18 protein-coding genes are annotated in these 19020 nt (G+C 67.2%); 6 read left to right on the top strand and 12 right to left on the bottom strand.

Annotation, left to right across the window (positions count from 1 at the left end; all coding sequences use genetic code 11):
• Window positions 1–2: 2 nt before the first annotated feature.
• The 5 genes from lnt to miaB all read right to left on the bottom strand — a co-directional run bounded on the left by lnt (window position 3) and on the right by miaB (window position 5522).
• A complete protein-coding gene (lnt, locus tag ACOMG5_RS10665; RefSeq protein WP_420343780.1) occupies window positions 3–1466 on the bottom strand; it encodes an apolipoprotein N-acyltransferase in 1464 nt (487 codons plus the stop codon).
• Between the two features lie 57 nt (window positions 1467–1523).
• On the bottom strand, window positions 1524–2423 hold the full coding sequence (locus ACOMG5_RS10660) for a CBS domain-containing protein (protein WP_420343779.1): 900 nt from the start codon (window positions 2421–2423) through the stop codon (window positions 1524–1526).
• Between the two features lie 36 nt (window positions 2424–2459).
• On the bottom strand, window positions 2460–2966 hold the full coding sequence (gene ybeY / locus ACOMG5_RS10655; RefSeq protein WP_420343778.1) for an rRNA maturation RNase YbeY: 507 nt from the start codon (window positions 2964–2966) through the stop codon (window positions 2460–2462).
• Window positions 2950–3966, bottom strand: coding sequence for a PhoH family protein (locus ACOMG5_RS10650; protein WP_420343802.1), 1017 nt, complete (start codon window positions 3964–3966; stop codon window positions 2950–2952). Before ACOMG5_RS10650 ends, ybeY begins: the two co-directional genes overlap by 17 nt.
• A 236-nt stretch (window positions 3967–4202) precedes the next feature.
• On the bottom strand, window positions 4203–5522 hold the full coding sequence (gene miaB, locus ACOMG5_RS10645) for a tRNA (N6-isopentenyl adenosine(37)-C2)-methylthiotransferase MiaB (protein ID WP_420343777.1): 1320 nt from the start codon (window positions 5520–5522) through the stop codon (window positions 4203–4205).
• Window positions 5523–5642: 120 nt separating this feature from the next.
• On the opposite strand from miaB, the gene ACOMG5_RS10640 reads away from it, so the two are divergent.
• Window positions 5643–6497 carry a glycosyltransferase family 2 protein gene (locus ACOMG5_RS10640; protein WP_420343776.1) on the top strand — a complete coding sequence of 285 codons (855 nt, stop codon included), beginning with the start codon at window positions 5643–5645 and terminating at the stop codon, window positions 6495–6497.
• Here ACOMG5_RS10640 and ACOMG5_RS10635 read toward each other — a convergent pair.
• Both ACOMG5_RS10635 and ACOMG5_RS10630 read right to left on the bottom strand, forming a co-directional pair.
• A complete protein-coding gene (locus tag ACOMG5_RS10635; protein ID WP_420343775.1) occupies window positions 6485–7516 on the bottom strand; it encodes an FUSC family protein in 1032 nt (343 codons plus the stop codon). The genes ACOMG5_RS10640 and ACOMG5_RS10635 overlap by 13 nt on opposite strands.
• A gap of 7 nt (window positions 7517–7523) precedes the next feature.
• Window positions 7524–7982 carry a GatB/YqeY domain-containing protein gene (locus ACOMG5_RS10630; RefSeq protein ID WP_420343801.1) on the bottom strand — a complete coding sequence of 153 codons (459 nt, stop codon included), beginning with the start codon at window positions 7980–7982 and terminating at the stop codon, window positions 7524–7526.
• 168 nt (window positions 7983–8150) lie between these two features.
• Between ACOMG5_RS10630 and carA the strand changes: the two genes are divergently transcribed.
• Window positions 8151–9317 (top strand): glutamine-hydrolyzing carbamoyl-phosphate synthase small subunit, encoded by a 1167-nt coding sequence (carA, locus tag ACOMG5_RS10625; RefSeq protein ID WP_420343774.1) that lies wholly within the window; start codon window positions 8151–8153, stop codon window positions 9315–9317.
• A 101-nt stretch (window positions 9318–9418) separates the two neighbouring features.
• Window positions 9419–11380 carry a glycosyltransferase family 2 protein gene (locus tag ACOMG5_RS10620; RefSeq protein WP_420343773.1) on the top strand — a complete coding sequence of 654 codons (1962 nt, stop codon included), beginning with the start codon at window positions 9419–9421 and terminating at the stop codon, window positions 11378–11380.
• A 12-nt stretch (window positions 11381–11392) separates the two neighbouring features.
• Here ACOMG5_RS10620 and ACOMG5_RS10615 read toward each other — a convergent pair whose 3' ends face one another.
• On the bottom strand, window positions 11393–12034 hold the full coding sequence (locus ACOMG5_RS10615) for a GntR family transcriptional regulator (RefSeq protein WP_420343772.1): 642 nt from the start codon (window positions 12032–12034) through the stop codon (window positions 11393–11395).
• Between the two features lie 108 nt (window positions 12035–12142).
• On the opposite strand from ACOMG5_RS10615, the gene ACOMG5_RS10610 reads away from it, so the two are divergent.
• The 3 genes from ACOMG5_RS10610 to ACOMG5_RS10600 all read left to right on the top strand — a co-directional run bounded on the left by ACOMG5_RS10610 (window position 12143) and on the right by ACOMG5_RS10600 (window position 14351).
• Window positions 12143–12817 (top strand): pyrimidine 5'-nucleotidase, encoded by a 675-nt coding sequence (locus ACOMG5_RS10610; RefSeq protein WP_420343771.1) that lies wholly within the window; start codon window positions 12143–12145, stop codon window positions 12815–12817.
• Between the two features lie 88 nt (window positions 12818–12905).
• Complete coding sequence (locus tag ACOMG5_RS10605; RefSeq protein ID WP_420343770.1) at window positions 12906–13088, top strand: hypothetical protein; 183 nt, start codon at window positions 12906–12908, stop codon at window positions 13086–13088.
• A gap of 63 nt (window positions 13089–13151) precedes the next feature.
• The gene (locus ACOMG5_RS10600; RefSeq protein ID WP_420343769.1) at window positions 13152–14351 is read left to right on the top strand and encodes a UbiH/UbiF family hydroxylase; all 1200 of its coding nucleotides are present in this window, start codon (window positions 13152–13154) and stop codon (window positions 14349–14351) included.
• Here ACOMG5_RS10600 and urtE read toward each other — a convergent pair.
• From urtE to urtB, 4 genes are read right to left on the bottom strand one after another with little or no spacing between them, the layout of a single operon-like run.
• The gene (gene urtE / locus ACOMG5_RS10595; RefSeq protein ID WP_420343768.1) at window positions 14341–15036 is read right to left on the bottom strand and encodes an urea ABC transporter ATP-binding subunit UrtE; all 696 of its coding nucleotides are present in this window, start codon (window positions 15034–15036) and stop codon (window positions 14341–14343) included. The two genes, ACOMG5_RS10600 and urtE, sit on opposite strands and share 11 nt — an antisense overlap.
• A 1-nt stretch (window position 15037) precedes the next feature.
• Complete coding sequence (gene urtD / locus ACOMG5_RS10590) at window positions 15038–15778, bottom strand: urea ABC transporter ATP-binding protein UrtD (protein WP_420343767.1); 741 nt, start codon at window positions 15776–15778, stop codon at window positions 15038–15040.
• Window positions 15775–17001, bottom strand: a complete 1227-nt coding sequence (gene urtC / locus ACOMG5_RS10585) for an urea ABC transporter permease subunit UrtC (protein ID WP_420343766.1) — start codon at window positions 16999–17001, stop codon at window positions 15775–15777. Before urtC ends, urtD begins: the two co-directional genes overlap by 4 nt.
• Before the next feature lie 3 nt (window positions 17002–17004).
• A complete protein-coding gene (gene urtB / locus ACOMG5_RS10580; protein WP_420343765.1) occupies window positions 17005–18984 on the bottom strand; it encodes an urea ABC transporter permease subunit UrtB in 1980 nt (659 codons plus the stop codon).
• Window positions 18985–19020 lie beyond the last annotated feature (36 nt).

Genomic DNA, 19020 nt, shown 5'->3' with positions numbered 1-19020 from the left:
AGCTAGACCCGCCGCACCATGGGGTCAACGCGATTGTTGCGGCGAAGCGCAAGAATGATCAGCCCCAGCAGCACAGTTGCCGCAACGGCAGGCCAGTCTCCGCTGCGGGAATAGGGCGTCGGCGGCAGGGAAGCGGGCAGCGCCGAGTCGATCACGCCCATTTCGCCCATGCCCAGATGCGCGCCGATCCGGCCATAGGCATCGATCATCGCGCTGACGCCAGTGTTGGCAGCCCGCGCCACCGGCAGCCCATATTCAATCGCCAGCAGCTGCGCCTGCGCCAGATGCTGCCAGGGGCCGGACAGCTGCCCGAACCAGGCATCGTTGGTGACCAGCATGATCCAGTCCGGACGCTGCGCCACCCGGCCGACATCCTGCGGGAAGATCGATTCGTAGCAGATCAGCGGCTGCGCCTTGCCGAGCGGCCCGAGGTCGAGCACCTCCTCGCCCTGCCCGGCGCTGTAGCCGTTGCCATGCTGCGCCGCGAAGGCGGAGATGCCGATCCGCGCCAGCGCATCGCCGAAGGGCATGTATTCGCCAAAGGGCACCAGATGCACCTTGTCATAGACATGCGACACGATGCCCCCGGCGCCGATCATCGCGAGGCTGTTGTAGTAGCGCGCCCCTTCGGAGCGCTGGATACCGATGGCCACCGGCACGCCGCCGGCCGCATCGGAGGCCATCCGCAGCCCGTCGCCCGGATCGTTCAGCAAGAACGGCACCGCAGTTTCCGGCCACAAAACCACATCCGGCACAGGCTTGCCCGGCACCGGGGCCTCAGCGGTCAGGTCCAGATGCCGGTAGAAGAATTCGAGCGAATAGCGCGGATCCCATTTCAGCGCCTGCTCGGCATTGGGCTGCACGATACGGACGTTCACCGGCGCCGCGCGCGGAGCTTCCGGCGCGGAGAGCCGCAGGCTCCCCGCCCCCCAAAGCGCCGCCAGAACCGCCAGCGCCAGCGGCAGACCGCGCCGCAAAGGCAGCATCGCAGGGAGCGCCGCGAGAAGCAGCGTCACCAGGCTGAGACCGATCGGCCCGATCCAGGCCGCGGCCTGCGCCACCGGGGTGCCGATCCACAGATGTCCGAACAGGATCCATGGAAAGCCGGTGAAGGCATGGGAGCGGAACGCATCCATCGCCACGAGGCCAACCGCAACCCCGCCGATACGCGCGGCGCGGCCGCGCCCCAGCCGCGCCCCCTGCGCGCCTGCGGCCCAGAACGCGCCCATGCCCGCCGCCATGAACACCAGCGCGAAAGGCGCCATCCAGCCATAGACATCGGGCTCCACCATGAACGGCTCGACGATCCAGAACATCCCGGCCAGTGCATAGCCGAAGCCCGCGGCGAAGGCCGTCCAGCCCGGTGCCGCCGCGGCGCGCCACAGGATCAGGCCGAGCGCGGGCAGCGCCACATACCAGAGCCCGACCGGCGCCTGCCCGGCAGCGACCAGCGCCCCAAGGACCACGGCCGCAAGGAGGCTCCGCCATCGCGGACGCGTGCTCAGAAACCGTTTCAGATGCATCTATTCCGCGACAGTCATACCCGGCAACCGGACTCGCATGCGCTTGATCCGGCGCGGATCGGCATCGACGATCTCGTACTCGATCCCGTTTTCGCCCTTGATCACCTCGCCGCGCGCAGGCACCCGGCCGATCTGCATGAACACCAGCCCGCCCATGGAGTCGATCTCCTGCTCCTCCTCGGGCTCGACCAGCGCCATCCCGGCCTCCGCCTCGAAGTCCTTCACCGGCGCGCGCGCCTGCACCAGCCACTGGCCGGGCGCCTCCAGCTTCCAGAAGCCGCCTTCGGCCTCGTCATGCTCGTCCTCGATCTCGCCGATGACCTGTTCGATCAGGTCCTCCAGCGTGACCAGGCCATCGACCCCGCCATATTCGTCGATCACCAGCGCCATGTGGATGCGCTGCACCTGCATTTTCTGCAACAGCACCCCGATCGGCATCGACGGCGGCACATAGAGCAGCGGCCGCAGCAGCTTGCGCACGGAGAACCGCCCTGCCGCCGCCCCGAAGCCGTATTCCAGCGCCAGGTCCTTCAGGTGCACGAGGCCCAGCGGCGTATCCAGCGTGCCCTTGAAGACGGGCAGCCGCGAATAGCCCTCGCGGCGAAACACCTCGACCAGCTCGTCCTTGGAAATGCTGGAAGCCACGGAGATGATCTCGACCTTGGGGATGGAGACATCGCCCACGCGCATCTTGCGCAGGTTGCCGATCCCGGGCAGGGCCGCGGCGGTCGTCTCCTCGGCATTCGCCTCGGCCGGAGCATCCTCATCATTGGAACCGGAGCCGAAGGCCCCGAAAATACGCCCGAGAAACCCTCGCGAGTGGGGTTCGGAACTGTCGCCCGCGTCGTTGTCCGACGATGGCGCGGTGGCGGAGCTCGCTCCGTCAGCGACTTGTGCCATTGGTCCTTTCCAGATCATGCGGCCGGATCGGCCGCGTCAGGATTCATATGGGTCGGAAATTCCCATCCGGTCAAGCACCCGCACCTCGGTCCCCTCCATCAGTGCGGCATCGCCCTCCCGAATGTGATCGTAGCCAAGCAGATGCAGGATGCCATGCACGATCAGATGCAGCACATGATCGTGCAGGCTCTTGCCCTGCTCCTCCGCCTCGCGCGCGCAGGTCTCCCAGGCGATAGCAATATCGCCGAGCGATTCGCGCTCATCGGGCAGGAACGGTTCGGGCAGATCGGGCCGCGTGCCCTCGGCTTCGGGCGCCAGATCCTGCGAGGGCCAGCTGAGCACATTGGTGGGCGCAGGCTTGCCGCGGAACTCGGCATTCAGGACCGCGATCCGCGCATCGTCACAGCCGAGCAGGCTGACCTCGAACGCCGCCGGGTCCAGCCCCTGATCGGCGAGCACCGCTTGCGCGGCGGTTTCGGCAAGCGCGGGCAGGAGGTCCTGCCAGCGCTCGTCTTCGATGATTATATCAACCAGCGGCTCCATCGGCGCGGTCATAGGCGTCAATGATGCGCGCGACAAGGGGGTGCCGGACGACATCGGCCGCGGTGAAATAATTGAAGGCGATGCCCTTCACCCCGTCCAGGATCCGCTCTGCATCATGCAGCCCCGAGACGACACCGCGCGGCAGGTCGATCTGCGAGCGGTCGCCGGTGATCACCATGCGCGAGCCCTGCCCGAGCCGGGTGAGGAACATCTTCATCTGCATGGTCGTGGCGTTCTGCGCCTCATCGAGCACGACGAAGGCATTCGCCAGCGTACGGCCACGCATGAAGGCCAGCGGCGCGATCTCGATGCGCTTTTCCTCCATCAGCTTCTGCATCTGCTTCGCGGGGAGGAAATCGTTCAGCGCGTCGTAGAGCGGCTGCATGTAGGGGTCGACCTTCTCCTTCATGTCGCCGGGCAGGAAGCCGAGACGCTCGCCCGCTTCCACCGCGGGGCGGCTGAGGATGATCTTGTCGACATGCCCGCCGATCAGCATCGTCACGCCCACCGCGACGGCAAGATAGGTCTTGCCGGTACCTGCCGGGCCGATGCCGAAGGCCAGTTCGTTCTCGAACAGCGCCTTCACATAGGCCTTCTGCGCCTCGGTGCGCGGCTCCACCTGCTTCTTGCGGGTACGGATCTCGTATTTGCCGGCGGCAAACATCTCGAGCTGCTCGTCCACGGTCATCCCCGCATTGCCGAGATCGGCCATCCGCATCGCGGCGTCGATCTCGCCTGCGTCGATGGCCTTGCCCTGTTCGAGCCGCTGATACAGCTGGTGCAGCACGCCGGTCGCGGTCATCTGCGCTTCAGGCGCCCCCACGACGGCAAGCTGGTTACCGCGGCGCAGGATATGCACGGAAAGCTTGTGCTCGATCTGAGCCAGATTGCGGTCAAACTCACCGCACAAATCGATCAACAACCGGTTGTCGGGGAACTCAAGCAACGCTTCGAAGGTCTCTTGAGTACGAGGCGGGGGTGTGATCGCGCTGAAGCCCAATAACGTCTCCCTTGGCTTGGCTGGTAAAGATATGGTGCCAAGCACCCCCGTTTCGCGCAAGCACTGGTTTTCGGAACGCCCTTTGCGCGCGCAGAATTCACCGAACTGCAACACTTCGGGGCAGGAAACTCAAAGATGGGGCGCAATGCCCAAAAATCAAGCACGCCAGAAAGCGGCGCCCCGGGAAACCGTTGCAAGAGGGTTAACGGGACAGGGCCCGCGCCAGCCCCTTCGCGCTACAGAAGTTCGCCCGCGAGGGAGTTCTGCGCGCTCGATGTGATTCGAACCCGAACCAGATCCCCCTGCCGCGGCCCTTCCGCGGCGACGAAAACCGAATGCAGGTAATCGGATTTGCCGATCCACTGCCCGGGCAGGCGCCCCGGCTTTTCAAACAGCACGCTCACCTCGCGGCCCACCATCGCCTCCTGCGTGGCATGCTGCTGGCGCGAAATCAGTGCCTGCAGCTCCTGCAGCCGCCGGTCCGCCGTCTCCGCATCCACGCCGGAGCGGTCCGCCGCCGGGGTGCCCGGGCGCGGCGAATACTTGAACGAGAAGGCCGATCCGTAGCCCACCGCGGCGATCAGCGCGAGCGTGTCGCGGTGGTCCTGCTCGGTCTCCCCGGGGAAACCCGAGATGAAATCCGACGATAGCAGGATATCGGGCCGCGCGGCGCGGATCCGCTCCACCAGCCGCAGATAGGCTTCGGCGGTATGCTTGCGGTTCATCAGCTTCAGGATCCGGTCGGAGCCCGACTGCACTGGCAGATGCAGATAGGGCATCAGCTTCGGCTCCTCGCCATGCGCCGCGATCAGATCGTCGGTCATGTCGTTGGGATGCGAGGTGGTGTAGCGGATGCGCTCCAGCCCGGGGATCTCCGCCAGCGCCCGAACGAGCCGCCCGAGGCCCCAGACCCCCTCCGGCCCCGCGCCATGGTAGCCGTTCACGTTCTGCCCGAGCAGCGTGATCTCCTTCACGCCCTTCGCCACCAGCTTTTGCGCCTCGCCCAGGATCCGCTCCACCGGGCGGCTCACTTCGGCGCCGCGGGTATAGGGCACCACGCAGAAGGCGCAGAACTTGTCGCAGCCCTCCTGCACTGTCAGGAAGGCGGTCGGGCGCGCGGCCATCGGGCGTTCGGGCAGATGCTCGAACTTGTCCTCGACCGGGAATTCGATATCGACGGGCCGCTCGCCGCGCTCCACCGCCTCCACCATCTTCGGCAGGTGATGATAGGCCTGCGAGCCGACGACCAGATCCACCAGCGGCATCCGGCGCATGATCTCCTCGCCCTCGGCCTGCGCCACGCAGCCCGCGACGCCGATTTTGAGATCCGGCTTCGCATCCTTGAGCGGGCGCAGCCGCCCGAGGTCCGAATAAACCTTCTCGGCCGCTTTCTCGCGAATGTGGCAGGTGTTCAGCAGGACCATATCCGCTTCCGCTGGGTCATCCGTCAGCGCATAGCCCTTGGCGCCCATGGCCTCGGCCATGCGCTCGCTGTCATAGACATTCATCTGACAGCCATAGGTCTTGATGTGCAGCTTCTTGACAGCGTCGGTCATGGCGGCCCCCTGCGCGGTTCAAGCCCGCCTGATACGGCAAAACCGCCCTGCGGCGCAACCGCGCAGGCCTTGCATTCGCACGGGTCTTGCGTTCGCTCGGGGCCTCGGCAAGATGCGGGCATGGAGCATTCCCTGCCAAAGCCGCTGCCTCCGGGCCCCCTCGCGCTGATCTTCGCCGAGGACGCGGTGGAGATCGACAGCACCATCCGCCACCACCTGCAAGCAGGGTTCCGCCGCGTTCTGCTGTTCGCGCCGGAGGGCATCGGGCCACTGGAGGCGCATGGCGCACAGCTCCGGTGCATCGTCTGGGATCCCTTCGCCCCCGAGGCGCTCGCGCGCGCGGTGAACCGCGTGATCGCCGCCCTGCCCGCGGGCGAATGGGTCTATTATGGCTATAACGCGGAATATCTGGTCCACCCCTTCTGCGAGAGCCGCTCCCTGCGCGACATGCTGAGCTTCCATATGGAAGAGCGCCGCGCCGCGATGCTGACCTATGTGATCGACCTTTATGCCCCAGACCTGCAGCGCAACCCGGATGCGGTGAACCTCGCGGAGGCGATGTTCGACCGCGCGGGCTATTTCGCGCTTGCCCGCCACGATGCACAGGGCGCCCCGCGCGAGCGGCAGCTGGATTTCCACGGCGGGCTGCGCTGGCGCTTCGAGGAGCATGTGGCCCCCGAGCAGCGCCGGATCGACCGGATCAGCCTGTTCCGTACCGCGCCCGGGCTGCGGCTGCGGCTGCGGCTGCGGCCCGATCACACCCTCAGCATTGAGGAATACAACACCTACGCCTGCCCCTGGCACAACAACCTGACCGCGGCGGTCATGTCGTTTCGCGCGGCCAAGGCTCTGCGCCGCAACCCGGGTTCGCGCCATGCGATCACCGATTTCCGCTGGTATAATTCAGTGCCGTTTTCCTGGCGCAGCCAGCAACTGATGGAGCTTGGCCTGATCGAACCCGGTCAGTGGTTCTGATCGGGCAGCTCCAGCAGCGCATGCCCCGCATCGGTCAGCGCGACGGCGAGCTGCGCCATCGCCTGCCAGTGCTGCGTTTCCGGATCGGCGCGCCCGAGGAGCGAGGCGAAGCGCGCCCGGTCGATCCCGGGGGCATGATCCGGATCGGCAAGGCACTGCGCCACATGATCGAGCAGCTCCGCCATGCCCGGTGCCGCGCGCCCCGGCTCGTCGCGCAGCGCATGGAACAGCTCGTCGCCGAGGATCATCGCCTGAGCATAGATCCGCACCGCATGGCGGTCGTAGCGGTCCGCCATGGCGGCGAGCCCCGGCCCCGCCCGCAGGCCGCGCAAGGACCAGCGCGCATTGTCGCGCGCAAGCGCAATGCCGCCATCGAGCGCAACCAGCCTGCCCCGCGCGGCGCCGAGGATGCGCGCAGCCTCCTGCGCCTCCGGCAGCGCGCCGCTGCGCACCGCCTTCGCAGCGACGGAGACGCCAAGCGCCAACTCGCCGAGAAGGCTGCGCGCCGAAGCTTCGAGGTTGCGCTTCGGATCGGGTGTGAGCAGGACCTGGCTCAGCGCCAGCCCGACCGCGGTACCGATGCCCACGTCGATGAGCCGCTCAGGCCCCGCAGCAACCGGGCCCATGGTGAGCACCATGAGCGCCGACACCCCGGACTGGATCGCCGTCACCGGCCCCTGCGCCCAGAGCGCCCCACCGACGATCGCCAGAAACGACACCACCGCCAGCCGCAGCGCCGCCGGGCCATAATCATGCATGCCGATCGGCACCAGAAGGCTGAGCTCGCCGATCACGATCCCGGTCAGCACGCCCATCAGCATGGAAATCGCCTGCCGCCCATGGTTGGGAAGCCCGGGCGCAAGGCAGATGACGCAGGTGACCACCGCGAACATCGGGCGCTCATGGCCCGCGAGCCACCGCGCCAGCAGCCAGGACAGGGCCACGGCCACCGCGCAGGCGAGTGCATCGCCCGCGGCCGCGCGGGCACGTCCGATCAGCCGGTGCAGCGCGGCCCCCATCGGCGCTTCAGCCCAGCCGTTCCTTGACCCTCGGCCCGACGGCGCCAAAGTCCATCTGCCCGGTATACTGTGCCTTCAGCTCGGCCATGACCCGGCCCATATCGCGGATCGACGTCGCGCCGAGACGCGCCACCGCCGCGTCGATCGCCGCCGTGACTTCCTCCGGGCTGAGCTGGCGCGGCAGGAACTCCTCGATCACCCGGATTTCGCCCTGCTCCTTCTCGGCCAGCTCCAGCCGCCCGCCCTCTTCATAGGCCCGCGCCGATTCCTGACGCTGCTTCACCATCTTGCCCAGAATCGCCAGGATCTCGGCGTCGCCCACCGTCGCGCCCTCGCCCTCGCCACGCATGGCGATCTCGCGGTCCTTGATTGCGGCATTGATGAGCCGCAGCGTCGACAGACGATCCGCCTGCTTCGCCTTCATCGCATCCTTCAGAGCCGCGGCAAGCCGCTCGCGCATCTGCATCTGCATTCTCCAAGATTGGTTCAAGGCGCCACAATAACCCGGATCAACCCCTCAGACAACCAATGCAACATATTGAAATATATAGAAAAGAAGTTTTCCCCCAAGCCCCTTGACCCCGGAGGGAAGCGCTCGTAGGTTCCGGCAGATTTTGCCCCGGGGAGTCGCACCATGCCTGTCAGCCACCAGTCATCGGAAAAACCCACCGCGCTGATCGCGCTGGCGGATGGGCAGCTGTTCTACGGCAAGGGCTTCGGCGCGACCGGCACCACCGTCGCCGAGCTGGTCTTCAACACCGCGATGACCGGCTATCAGGAAATCATGACCGACCCGAGCTATGCGGGCCAGGTCGTCACCTTCACCTTCCCCCATGTCGGCAATGTCGGCGTGAACGCTGAGGACGACGAGACCAGCGACCCGGTCGCGGCCGGGCTGGTGGTGAAATGGGATCCGACGGAGCCTTCGAACTGGCGTGCGGCCGGGGATCTGGTCGCCTGGCTCGAGAAGCGCGGCCGGATCGGCGTCGGCGGGATCGACACCCGCCGCCTGACCCGAGCGATCCGCCAGCAGGGCGCGCCGCATGTGGCCCTCGCCCATGATCCGGACGGCAATTTCGACATCGAAGCGCTGGTGCGCCGGGCGCGCGAATGGAAAGGCCTCGTTGGCCTCGACCTCGCGAAGGACGTGACCTGCGCGCAGAGCTACCACTGGGACGAAATGCGGTGGGCCTGGCCGGATGGCTACCAGAAGCGCGAAACTGCGGGCTTCAAGGTCGTCGCCATCGACTACGGCGCGAAACGCAACATCCTGCGCTGCCTTGCCTCGGCGGGCTGCGATGTGACCGTGCTGCCCGCTACCGCGACCGCGGAGGACGTGCTCGCGCTCAACCCGGAAGGCGTTTTCCTCTCCAATGGCCCCGGGGATCCGGCGGCGACCGGCGCCTATGCGGTGCCGATGATCCAGGGGATCCTCGGCAAGGACCTGCCGGTGTTCGGCATCTGCCTCGGGCATCAGATGCTCGCGCTCGCGCTTGGCGCCAAGACGATCAAGATGAACCACGGCCACCACGGTGCAAACCACCCGGTGAAGGACCTGACCACTGGCAAGGTGGAGATCACCTCGATGAACCACGGCTTCGCCGTGGATGCCCAGACCCTGCCCGCCGGCGTCGCCGAGACCCATGTCTCGCTGTTCGACGGCTCGAACTGCGGCATCGCCGTCGAGGGGCGCCCGGTGTTCTCTGTGCAGTACCACCCGGAAGCGAGCCCCGGCCCGCAGGACAGCTATTATCTGTTCGACCGTTTCGCCGAGGCGATGCAGTCGCGCCGCAACAGCTGACATCGGCGGATTTTCGCTTAACGCTCTGTTAACCACCTTCAGCGAATCCTCCAGCCAAAGATCCGGTCAAAGACCGGGATTCGGACGGCTCGGGGATAGCGATGGACGACAGGTCGGGGCAGATTGTCAGCTTGATGGCGCGGCGCGACGCAGCGCGCGGCGCGGCCACCGCGCTCGCCACGCGGCCGGGCACGCGCGAGAAGACGCCCGACCGGCTGCCGCTCGGCCCGATCCTGTTGCAGCGTGGCGCCGTCGACCCCGGGAACCTGCTCAAGGCTGCCGCGATGCGGACCCGGGGCGAAGCCCGCCTCGGGGAGATCCTGCTGGCCCATGGCTGGGTGCAAGAGGCGGATCTGCTCGATGCGCTGGCGAGCCAGCACAAATCTTCAGCTGTGGATCTCGAGCGTGATCGCCCCGATCCGCGCCTGATCGACGCGATCGGAGCGGAGCTCTGCCTGAAGGAGGCCATCGCGCCCTGGCGCCGCATCGGCGGCACGACGGTGATCGCCGTCGCCCGCCCCGAGGAGTTCAGCAGAATTGCCGCCCTGCTGCCGCAGGAAGAAGGCCCCTACCGCATGGTCGTCGCCTCCGAACGCGCCGTCCATGAGGCGGTCGTGCAGCGGCGGCGCACCGCGATGATCCGCCGCGCCGAGGCCCGCGTCGCCGCCGAGGAGAGCTGCCGCAACAGCGATCCGGCGGTGGCCTCGAACATCGCCCTCGGCGCGATCCTGGCGGTGACGCTCGGAATGCTGACGATGCCGCTGGCCACTTTCACCGTGATCTTCGCCTGGGCCGTGCTCACACTCTACGCGACCATGGGCCTGAAGCTCTTCGCCTGGATCGCGCAGGTCCGCGCCGTCGCCCGCAGCGCGCGTACCGAGGCCGAACCGGTGCCGATCCGGCTGCCGACGATTTCCGTTCTGGTCCCGCTGTTCAATGAACGCGACATCGCTGCCCGCCTCGTGCAGCGGCTCGGGCGGCTGAATTATCCGCGCGAGCTGCTCGATATCCTCCTCGTCGTCGAGGAGACCGACGACACCACCCGCGAGGCGCTGGCAGGAGCCAGCCTTCCGCGCTGGATGCGCGTCGTCACCGTGCCGCGCGGCCCGATCCAGACGAAACCGCGCGCGATGAACTATGCGCTCGGCTTTTGCCGCGGGTCGATCATCGGCATCTATGACGCCGAGGACCGCCCCGACCCCGAGCAGCTGAACGTCGTCGCCCGCCGCTTCGCCGCAGCGCCGCCGGAGGTGGTCTGCCTCCAGGGGATCCTCGATTACTACAACCCGCGCACGAACTGGCTCGCGCGTTGCTTCACCATCGAATACGCCGCCTGGTTCCGCGCCATGCTTCCCGGCCTCGCCCGCCTCGGCTTCGTGGTGCCGCTGGGCGGCACCACGCTGTTCTTCCGCCGTGACAAGCTGGAGGAACTCGGCGGCTGGGATGCCCATAACGTGACAGAGGACGCCGATCTCGGCCTGCGCCTCGCGCGCCACGGCTACAAGACCGAGCTGATCGACACCGTGACGCAGGAAGAAGCGAACTGCCGTGCGCTCCCCTGGGTCAAGCAGCGTTCGCGCTGGCTGAAGGGCTATGCCATGACCTGGGCCGTGCATATGCGCGATCCGCGGCGGCTGTGGCGCGAACTGGGGCCGCGCGGCTTCATCGGGGTACAGATCCTGTTCCTCGGCTCGCTGTCGCAATATCTGCTCTCGCCGATGCTCTGGACCTGCTGGCTGATGGCCTTCGGGCTGCCGCATCCGGTGAGCGCGGTGATGCCCACGCCGATGGTGATCGCGCTGATCGGCAGCTTCGTTCTGAGCGAGGCGGTGAACATCATGGTCGGTATTTGGGCGACCCGCGGCAGCCAGCACCGCCACCTGATCCCCTGGGTGCCGACCCTGCATTTCTACTTCCCGCTGGGCGCGCTGGCAGGCTGGCGCGCGATCTACGAGGCGGTGACCCGCCCGTTCCACTGGGAGAAGACCGCGCATGGCATTTTCGACCATGTCGCCGAGGCAGAGCCCGTCACCGGCCCGGGCTCCGAGGGCGCCCCGGTCTGAGGCGGTCCCGCCTCAGACCCAGTCCTTCGCGCCCTGCGCTGCCGCATCGAGCTTCAACCGCGTCTCGAAGGCCTTTGAGATATGCGCCCGGAGCGCCGCAGAGGCCGATTTCTCGTCTCCGGCCCGGATTGCATCGACGATCGCCTGATGTTCGCGCATCGCCGCATCGCGCCGCCCCTCCGCGGCGAGCGAAGTCGTCGCGAGCAGCATCATCGACCGGTGCAGAAGATCCAGCTGCTGCACCAGATAGCGGTTGTGCGAGGCGAGATGGATCTGCCGGTGGAACAGCTTGTTCGACCGCGCCAGAGCGATCGGGTCCTCGCCCTTGGCCATATCCTGATCGACCATCTCCTGCAGTACCTGCACCTCTTCGGGCGCCGCGTGCTTGGCCGCAAGGCCCGCCGCAAGCGCCTCCAGCTCGGCGCGCACGACATAGAGCTCCGCCAGCTGGTTATGGTCGAGCGAGGCCACGATCAGGCTGCGTCCGTCCCGCGCCAGCATGCTCTGCGTTTCCAGACGCTGCAGCGCCTCGCGCACCGGCGTGCGCGACACCCCCAGCCGTTCCGCAAGCTCGGATTCCACCAGACGATCTCCCGGGCGATAGACCCCGGCGTCGATCGCCTCGAGGATCATCGAATAGGCATCTTTCTGCATCGTGGCTCCCTGTCTGCCGGAAGACAGGACCTTAGGAGCGTGGCTCCGCGCTGGCAAGCCTCTCTCCCTGCAGTTGCGCCTGCGGGCGGGCGGCGCTAAGCTCCTCTCATGCCAGACAAACACAGCCCCGCCCAGGATTTCAGCCATGTCGAGGACTGGGTCTTCGATCTGGACAATACGCTTTACCCCCCCGAGATGCGCCTGTTCGACCAGATCGAGGTGCGGATGACGGCCTATGTGATGCGCGCGCTCGGCGTCGCGCAGAGCGAGGCGGACCGGTTGCGCACCCATTACTGGGAGCTTTACGGCACCACCCTCGCCGGGCTGATGCACGAACATGGCCTCGACCCGGTGCCCTATATGGCCGATGTCCACGACATTTCCTTCGCGCCGCTGACGCCGGACCCTGCGCTGCGCGCGGCCATCGGCGCGCTGCCCGGGCGCCGGATCGTCTTCACCAACGGCTCCGCGCCCTATGCGGAAAAGGTGCTGGAGGCGCGCGGCCTGAGCGGCCTGTTTGAGGCTGTATACGGCGTGGAGCACGCCGATTACGCACCGAAGCCCCGCGCCGAGGCCTTCGAGAAGGTGTTCGGCAAGGCCAGAATCCGCCGCGACCGCGCCGCGATGTTCGAGGATGATCCGCGCAACCTCGCGGTGCCCCATGCCATGGGCCTGCGCACGGTGCTTGTGGCCCCGGCCCGGATCGAGGCGCCCCATATCGGCCATCACACCGACGACCTCGCCCGCTTCCTGACCAGCCTGCGGCATCCGCGTCACGCCTAGCCGCTGCGACCTTTCGTCCTGCGCCGCGATACTTTCCCGAAACGCCGCGCCGGTGTATCCAGTGAAGACCAGCATCAGGGAGACGCCTATGACCATCGACCACGCCGGAACCAAGGACCACACGGGCTTCATGTGGCTCATGGCCGTCATCGTGATCGCGCTTCTGGCCGGCTCGATCGCCTTCATGGGCCTCGGCGGGCTCATCCTGTTCGGCGTCGGCGCGACCTGGCTCATCCTCGCGCTGCTGGTGTTCATGACGGCGGGCGGCTGATCCGCGGGCTCTGGCAATCGCCCCGCCCCGCGCGGTAGACTGCGCCCCGACGCGGAGGAAGCCATGGCCCAGCACACAGATATCCTGATTTCCGGCGGCGGAGTCGCGGGCCTGTCTGCGGCGTGCGCCTTCGCCAGCGCAGGCTTCACCGTGACCTGCGTCGATCCCGCCGCCCCGGTGACGGCAGAGGCAGCCGAAGGCGCGGACATGCGCTCCACCGCCTTCCTGCAGCCTTCGCGCAGCGTTCTGGAGCGCGCGGGTCTCTGGGCGCGGCTGGCGCCGCATGCGGCGCCGCTGCGGGTCATGCGCATCGTGGATGCCGGCGGGGCCGAGCCCGTCGCGCGGCTCACCCGCGATTTCGACGCGGCCGAGCTTTCGGATGCGCCCTTCGGCTGGAACTTCCCGAACTGGCTTTTGCGGCGCGAAATGGTGGCGCGGCTTAAGGAGCTGCCGCTGGCAGATTTCCGCCCCGGCGTCGCGGTGAACGGGCTTCTCACACGCGAAAGCGGCGCGGAGGTGAGCCTCACGGATGGCAGCCGCATCCGCGCGCGCCTCGTGGTCGCGGCCGACGGGCGCGCCTCCTTCGTACGCGATGCGGCCGGGATCGGTGTAAAGACCACCCGCTACGGCCAGAAGGCGCTGGCCTTCGCCGTGACCCACGACCTGCCGCATGAGAATGTCTCGACCGAAATTCACCGCTCCGGCGGGCCGTTCACGCTGGTGCCGCTTCCCGATCGGGAGGGAAAGCCTTCCTCGGCCGTGGTCTGGATGGAGCGCGGGGCCGAGGCCGAGCGCCTGGCCGCGCTGCCCGTGCCCGAATTCGAAGCCGCGATGACGCAACGCTCCACCGGGATCCTCGGTGATCTGCGGCTCGTCACCCGCCGCGCGCTCTGGCCGATGATGACGCAGATCGCGGATCGGTTCAGCGCCGAACGGGTCGCGCTCCTCGCCGAGGCCGCGCATGTGATCCCGCCGATCGGGGCGCAGGGGCTGAACATGTCGCTCGCCGATCTGGGCTGCCTGCTCGATCTGTGCGCGAAGGATCCGGCGCAGATCGGCGCCCCCGCGATGCTTGCGGCCTATCACCGCCGCCGCTGGCCCGAGGTGAAGGCGCGCGAGATCGGGATCGACTTCCTGAACCGTACCTCGATGGTTGGCGCCCGCCCGCTGCGCGACCTGCGCGCGGGCGTGCTCGGTGCGCTCTATGGCCTCGCGCCGGTGCGCCGCACGCTGATGCGCGCGGGCCTCGGCGTCAGACGCTGACCACCTCGCGCAGGGCCTCGCGGGTGAGCGAGGTCTTGGTGCCCTGCATCGCCACCTGACCGCGCTTCAGCACATAGAACCGGTCGCCCAGATCGTGAGCGAAGTCGAAATACTGCTCCACCAGAATGATCGCCATATCGCCCTTCTCGCGCAGATAGCTGATCACCCGGCCGATCTGCTGGATGATGTTGGGCTGGATCCCCTCTGTCGGCTCATCGAGCAACAGCACCTTCGGCTTCATCAGCATCGCCCGCGCGATCGCCAGCTGCTGCTGCTGCCCGCCCGAGAGGTCGCCCCCGCGGCGATGCAGGAATTCCTTCAGGATCGGGAACAGCTCATAGATCTCATCGGGGATGAACCGCTCGGAGCGCGGCAGCAACGCGAAGGCCGTCTCCATGTTCTCCTTGACGGTGAGCAGCGGGAAGATCATCCGCCCCTGCGGCACATAGGCAAGCCCGCGCCGCGCCATGCCCTGCGGCGGCACCCGCGGCACCGCGGCACCATCCAGCACCACCTCGCCGCCCGAACGCGGATGCCAGCCTGATATCGCCTTGAACAGCGATGTCTTGCCCACGCCATTGGTGCCCATGATGCAGGTCACCTCGCCCGCCTTCGCCTCCATGTCGATGCCATAGAGGATCTGCGAGCCCCCGTAATGCAGCGTCAATCCCTTTGTTTGCAGCATGTCAGCGCCCCAGATAGACTTCGATGACCCGCGGGTCCGATGTGACGTGATCGAGCGAGCCCTCGGCCAGGACGGAACCCTCGTGCAGCACCGTGACCCGGCAGTTCAGGCGGCGCACGAATTCCATATCGTGCTCCACCACCACCACGGCGCGGGTTTTGGAAAGCTCCACCAGCAGCGCGGTGGTCTGCTCGCGCTCGGCCAGGGTCATGCCCGCGGCGGGCTCATCCACCAGCAGGAGCTTCGGCTCCTGCGCGAGCAGCATGCCGATCTCCAGCCATTGCTTCTGCCCATGGCTCAGCTCGCCCGATTTGCGCGCGAGCTGATCGCCAAGGCCCACCTGCGCGGCCAGCGCCTCCACCCGCGCGAAATCCGGCGCGACCGGGCGCCAGAACAGCACCTTCCACGGGCTGCGGTCGTGCTTCAGCGCCATCATCAGGTTTTCCCGCACGCTCTGGTCCTCAAAGACCGTCGGGCGCTGGAACTTGCGGCCGATGCCGATGCGGGCGATGCGGGCCTCGTTCAGGCGCAGCAGGTTGATGGATTTCTCGCCCCAGAGCACCTTGCCCTCGTCGGGCTTGGTCTTGCCAGTGACGATGTCCATGAAGGTGGTCTTGCCCGCCCCGTTCGGCCCGATCACCGCGCGCAGCTCCTGAGCCCCGATCGAGAACGACAGGTTGCGGATCGCGCGGTAGCCGTCGAAGGTGACGGAAATCCCCGAGACTTCCAGCAGTTGGCTCATGCCTCCGCCTCCTTCTCCTGCAGGCTGCCGTCATCGGGGCCGAGCGGCTCGCCGCCGCGGTCCGGATTGCGCCAGCCGGTGAACAGGTCGATCAGCCCGGAGAGCCCCTGCGGCGCGAACAGCGTCACCAGCACGAAGCTGAGCCCGAGGAGCACCTGCCACCAGTCCACCCAGTTGATCGTGTAGAAGCCGAGGTTGATGTTCGGCACCCGGCCGCCGGTGAACCAGCTGGAGATCAGCGAGACGAAGGCCGCCCCGACCACCGCACCATAGAGCCGCCCGCGCCCGCCGATGGCGACCCAGACCGCGAGGTAGATGGAGGCGATGGGCGCCATTTCGGCGGGGTTGACGATGCCCGCCTGCGGGTAATACAGCGCGCCTGCAATCGCCGCGATCACCGCGGTGAGGGTGAAGACGAAGAGCTTGTAACCCTCCACCGAATAGCCCAGGAACCGCACGCGGGCCTCGTCGTCGCGGATGCCGCGCATGACCGAGCCGAACTTCCCCGAGACGATGAAGGCCGCGACCACATAGCCGAGCCCGAGCGCCAGCGCCGAGACCCAGAGGAACCAGACCGAGAGCGCATCCTGCCCCGCCGCGATGCCGGGGACGTTCTGCAGGCCGGAGAGGCCGTTGTTGCCGCGCAGGCCGGAATCGTTCTGGAACAGGTAGAGCGAGAGCGCGAGCGTCATCGCCTGGGTCAGGATCGACAGATAGACCCCCGTCACCCGCGAGCGGAACGCGAGCCAGCCGAAGGTGAAGGCCAGCACCCCGGGCACCAGCACCACGAACAGCAGCTGCATCGGCAGCGATCCGGCAAAGAACCAGATCGGCGGCAATTGCGAGGAGCCGACCACGCCGAAGACCTGCGTGGCGATGGCGTCGTTCACCTCCTGGGGCGTCATCGGCAGCGCGCCCGAGGCCGAGGCCAGCACGATCTCCTTGGTACGCGCATACATCAGCCACATGCCGATCATGTAGCCGCCAAGCCCGAAGAAGGCGAAATGGCCGAGGCTCAGGATACCCGTATAGCCCCAGATCAGGTCCATCGCGATGGCGATCAGGCACAGGCACAGCGTCTTGCCCAAGGTCTTGACCATGGAGGTGGAGATGAAGCCGGTGCCATAAGCATTCGACAGCAGCGTCACCCCCAGCGTAAACAGCGCGAGGATCAGGATGAACCACAGCACCGAAGGGTTTTTTGCGATAAAGCCGGGTTTCATGGCTCAGTCCCCCGCCGCGCGGCCTTTGAGGGCGATGATGCCCCGCGGCCGGAACTGGATGAAGATGATGATGAAGAGGATCATGTAGGTCTGCGCGGCGAGCGTGTTCGAGGGGTTCACCGCCTCGATCAGCTTTTGCAGCGTACCGACCAGCGCCGCCCCCGCGAGCGTGCCGAAGATATTGCCGACGCCGCCTACGACCACGGTCATGAAGCTCTGCACGATATAATCGGAGCCGAGCTCCGAGGTGACCTTGGCGAAAAGCCCGATCGCCACGCCCGCAATCCCCGCAATGCCCGAGCCGAAGCCGAAGCACAGCATGTTGATGCGGTCGGGGTTGATGCCCATGGAGGCCGCCATCGAGGGGTTCTGCGTGACCGCGCGCACCTCGAGCCCGAGCCGGGTGCGGTTCATCACGAAGAGGAACACGCCGAGGAAGATCATCGCCAGCACGAAGATCGCGATCCGGATATAGCTGATCGAGACGATATCGTTCAGCGCCCAGGCACCATCCAGCCAGGACGGCGCCGTGAGCGGGCGCGCCTGGGTGCCGAAGATGTTCTTGAACAGCTGCTGCAGCGCGATGGATATGCCGAAGGTGGCCAGCAGCGTCTCCAGCGGGCGTTTGTACAGATGCCGGATCACCAGCCGCTCCATCGCGACGCCGGCGAGGAATGTCACCGCGAAGGCCAGAGGCAGCGCCACGATGATGGAGGTGGTGTAATCGCTGATGTAGCTCTGCACCACATAGCCGGTATAGGCGCCCATGGTGATGAATTCGCCATGCGCCATGTTGATCACCCGCATCACCCCGAAGGTGATCGCAAGGCCGATCGCCGCCAGGAAATAGATAGAGGTGAGCGAGAGCGCATCGAGCCCGAGATCGAGCCCGTACATCGCATCCACCTTCAGCGAGACGGATTTCAGCGCCGCCGCCGCCGCCTCGGTGACGGCCTCGGAGGGCTCTGCATAGATATCCGCGTAGCGATGCGCGGCGATGGCCGCCGAAACCTCGTCGTCGGTCGCGGCTTGGGGCACCTGGCCTGCGGCCTCGAGCGCCGTATAGGCGCGGTCGCGCGCGGATTGCTCGGCCAGCTCGGCCACCGGGATCCCGCCCACCGCGCCATCCGCGATATGGGCCTCCAGCGCCGCGCGCTGCTCCGCATGCGTGAGCCGCTTCGGCGCAAGCCCCGCCGACACCAGCAGCGCATAGGCCTCCTCGGCATCGATCCCCTGCCCGGGCTTCAGCTCGCGCGCAACGTTGCCCTCGGGCGCCGCGGCGAAGGCCTTGCGCGCCACCGCCAGGATCGGGTTCAGCGTGGCACGGTAATCGAGCCCCATATCGCCCCCGAAGCTCTGGATCGCGTCGACGCGCTCCTCCGGCGTCTCGCCGAAGCGGATCGTGAGCAGCCGCTCCACCCGCTGTTTCTGCGCCTTGATGGCGGCATCGGGCTCATCGTCGATCGCCGCGCGCAGCGGCGCCAGGTTCTCGGCCGTCGCCTCGCGCGCCAGCGTATCGAGCGCCGCGCGCCGCTTCGCCGGATCCGGGTCCGAGAGCTGGAACTGCACCAGCGCCCCGGCGATCAGCCCCTGCACCCCGGCATTCGGCTTGATCTCGGAGATATCGGCGCGCGCGGCAGTGCCGGCATCCGCGCCGGTGAGCGGATCGGCCAGCCGGTAGCCATCGCCCGCCTTCTCGATCCGGAAAATGGCGCCATCGGATTTGCGCTGCCCGAGGGTCCGGTCGGTCCAGCTACGCAGGAAATCGCGCACGCCCGGATCCGCCGTCGCGGTGATGGCGGCGATGACTGGCCCAATGGTCTGGCGCGAGGGCTTGGCGATGGCGTCAGCATGGCCTGCGATGACACCGGCGAGGCCGGAGATCGTGCTCTCGGCGGCAGGCGGGGCCGGCGGCGCATCCTGCGCCTGCAGCGGTAGCGCGAGGCAAAGGCTTGCCGTCAGCGCCAGAATGAAACTGCGCATGGCTGCTCCCGAAGATGAGGAAGAAGGGGGCCGCAG

The sequence above is a fragment of the Paenirhodobacter sp. genome (genome assembly GCF_041916475.1).
Classification (GTDB): Bacteria; Pseudomonadota; Alphaproteobacteria; order Rhodobacterales; family Rhodobacteraceae; genus Rhodobacter.
Note: the sequence above shows the minus strand (reverse complement) of the source record. Positions and strands in the feature narration are given on the sequence as shown.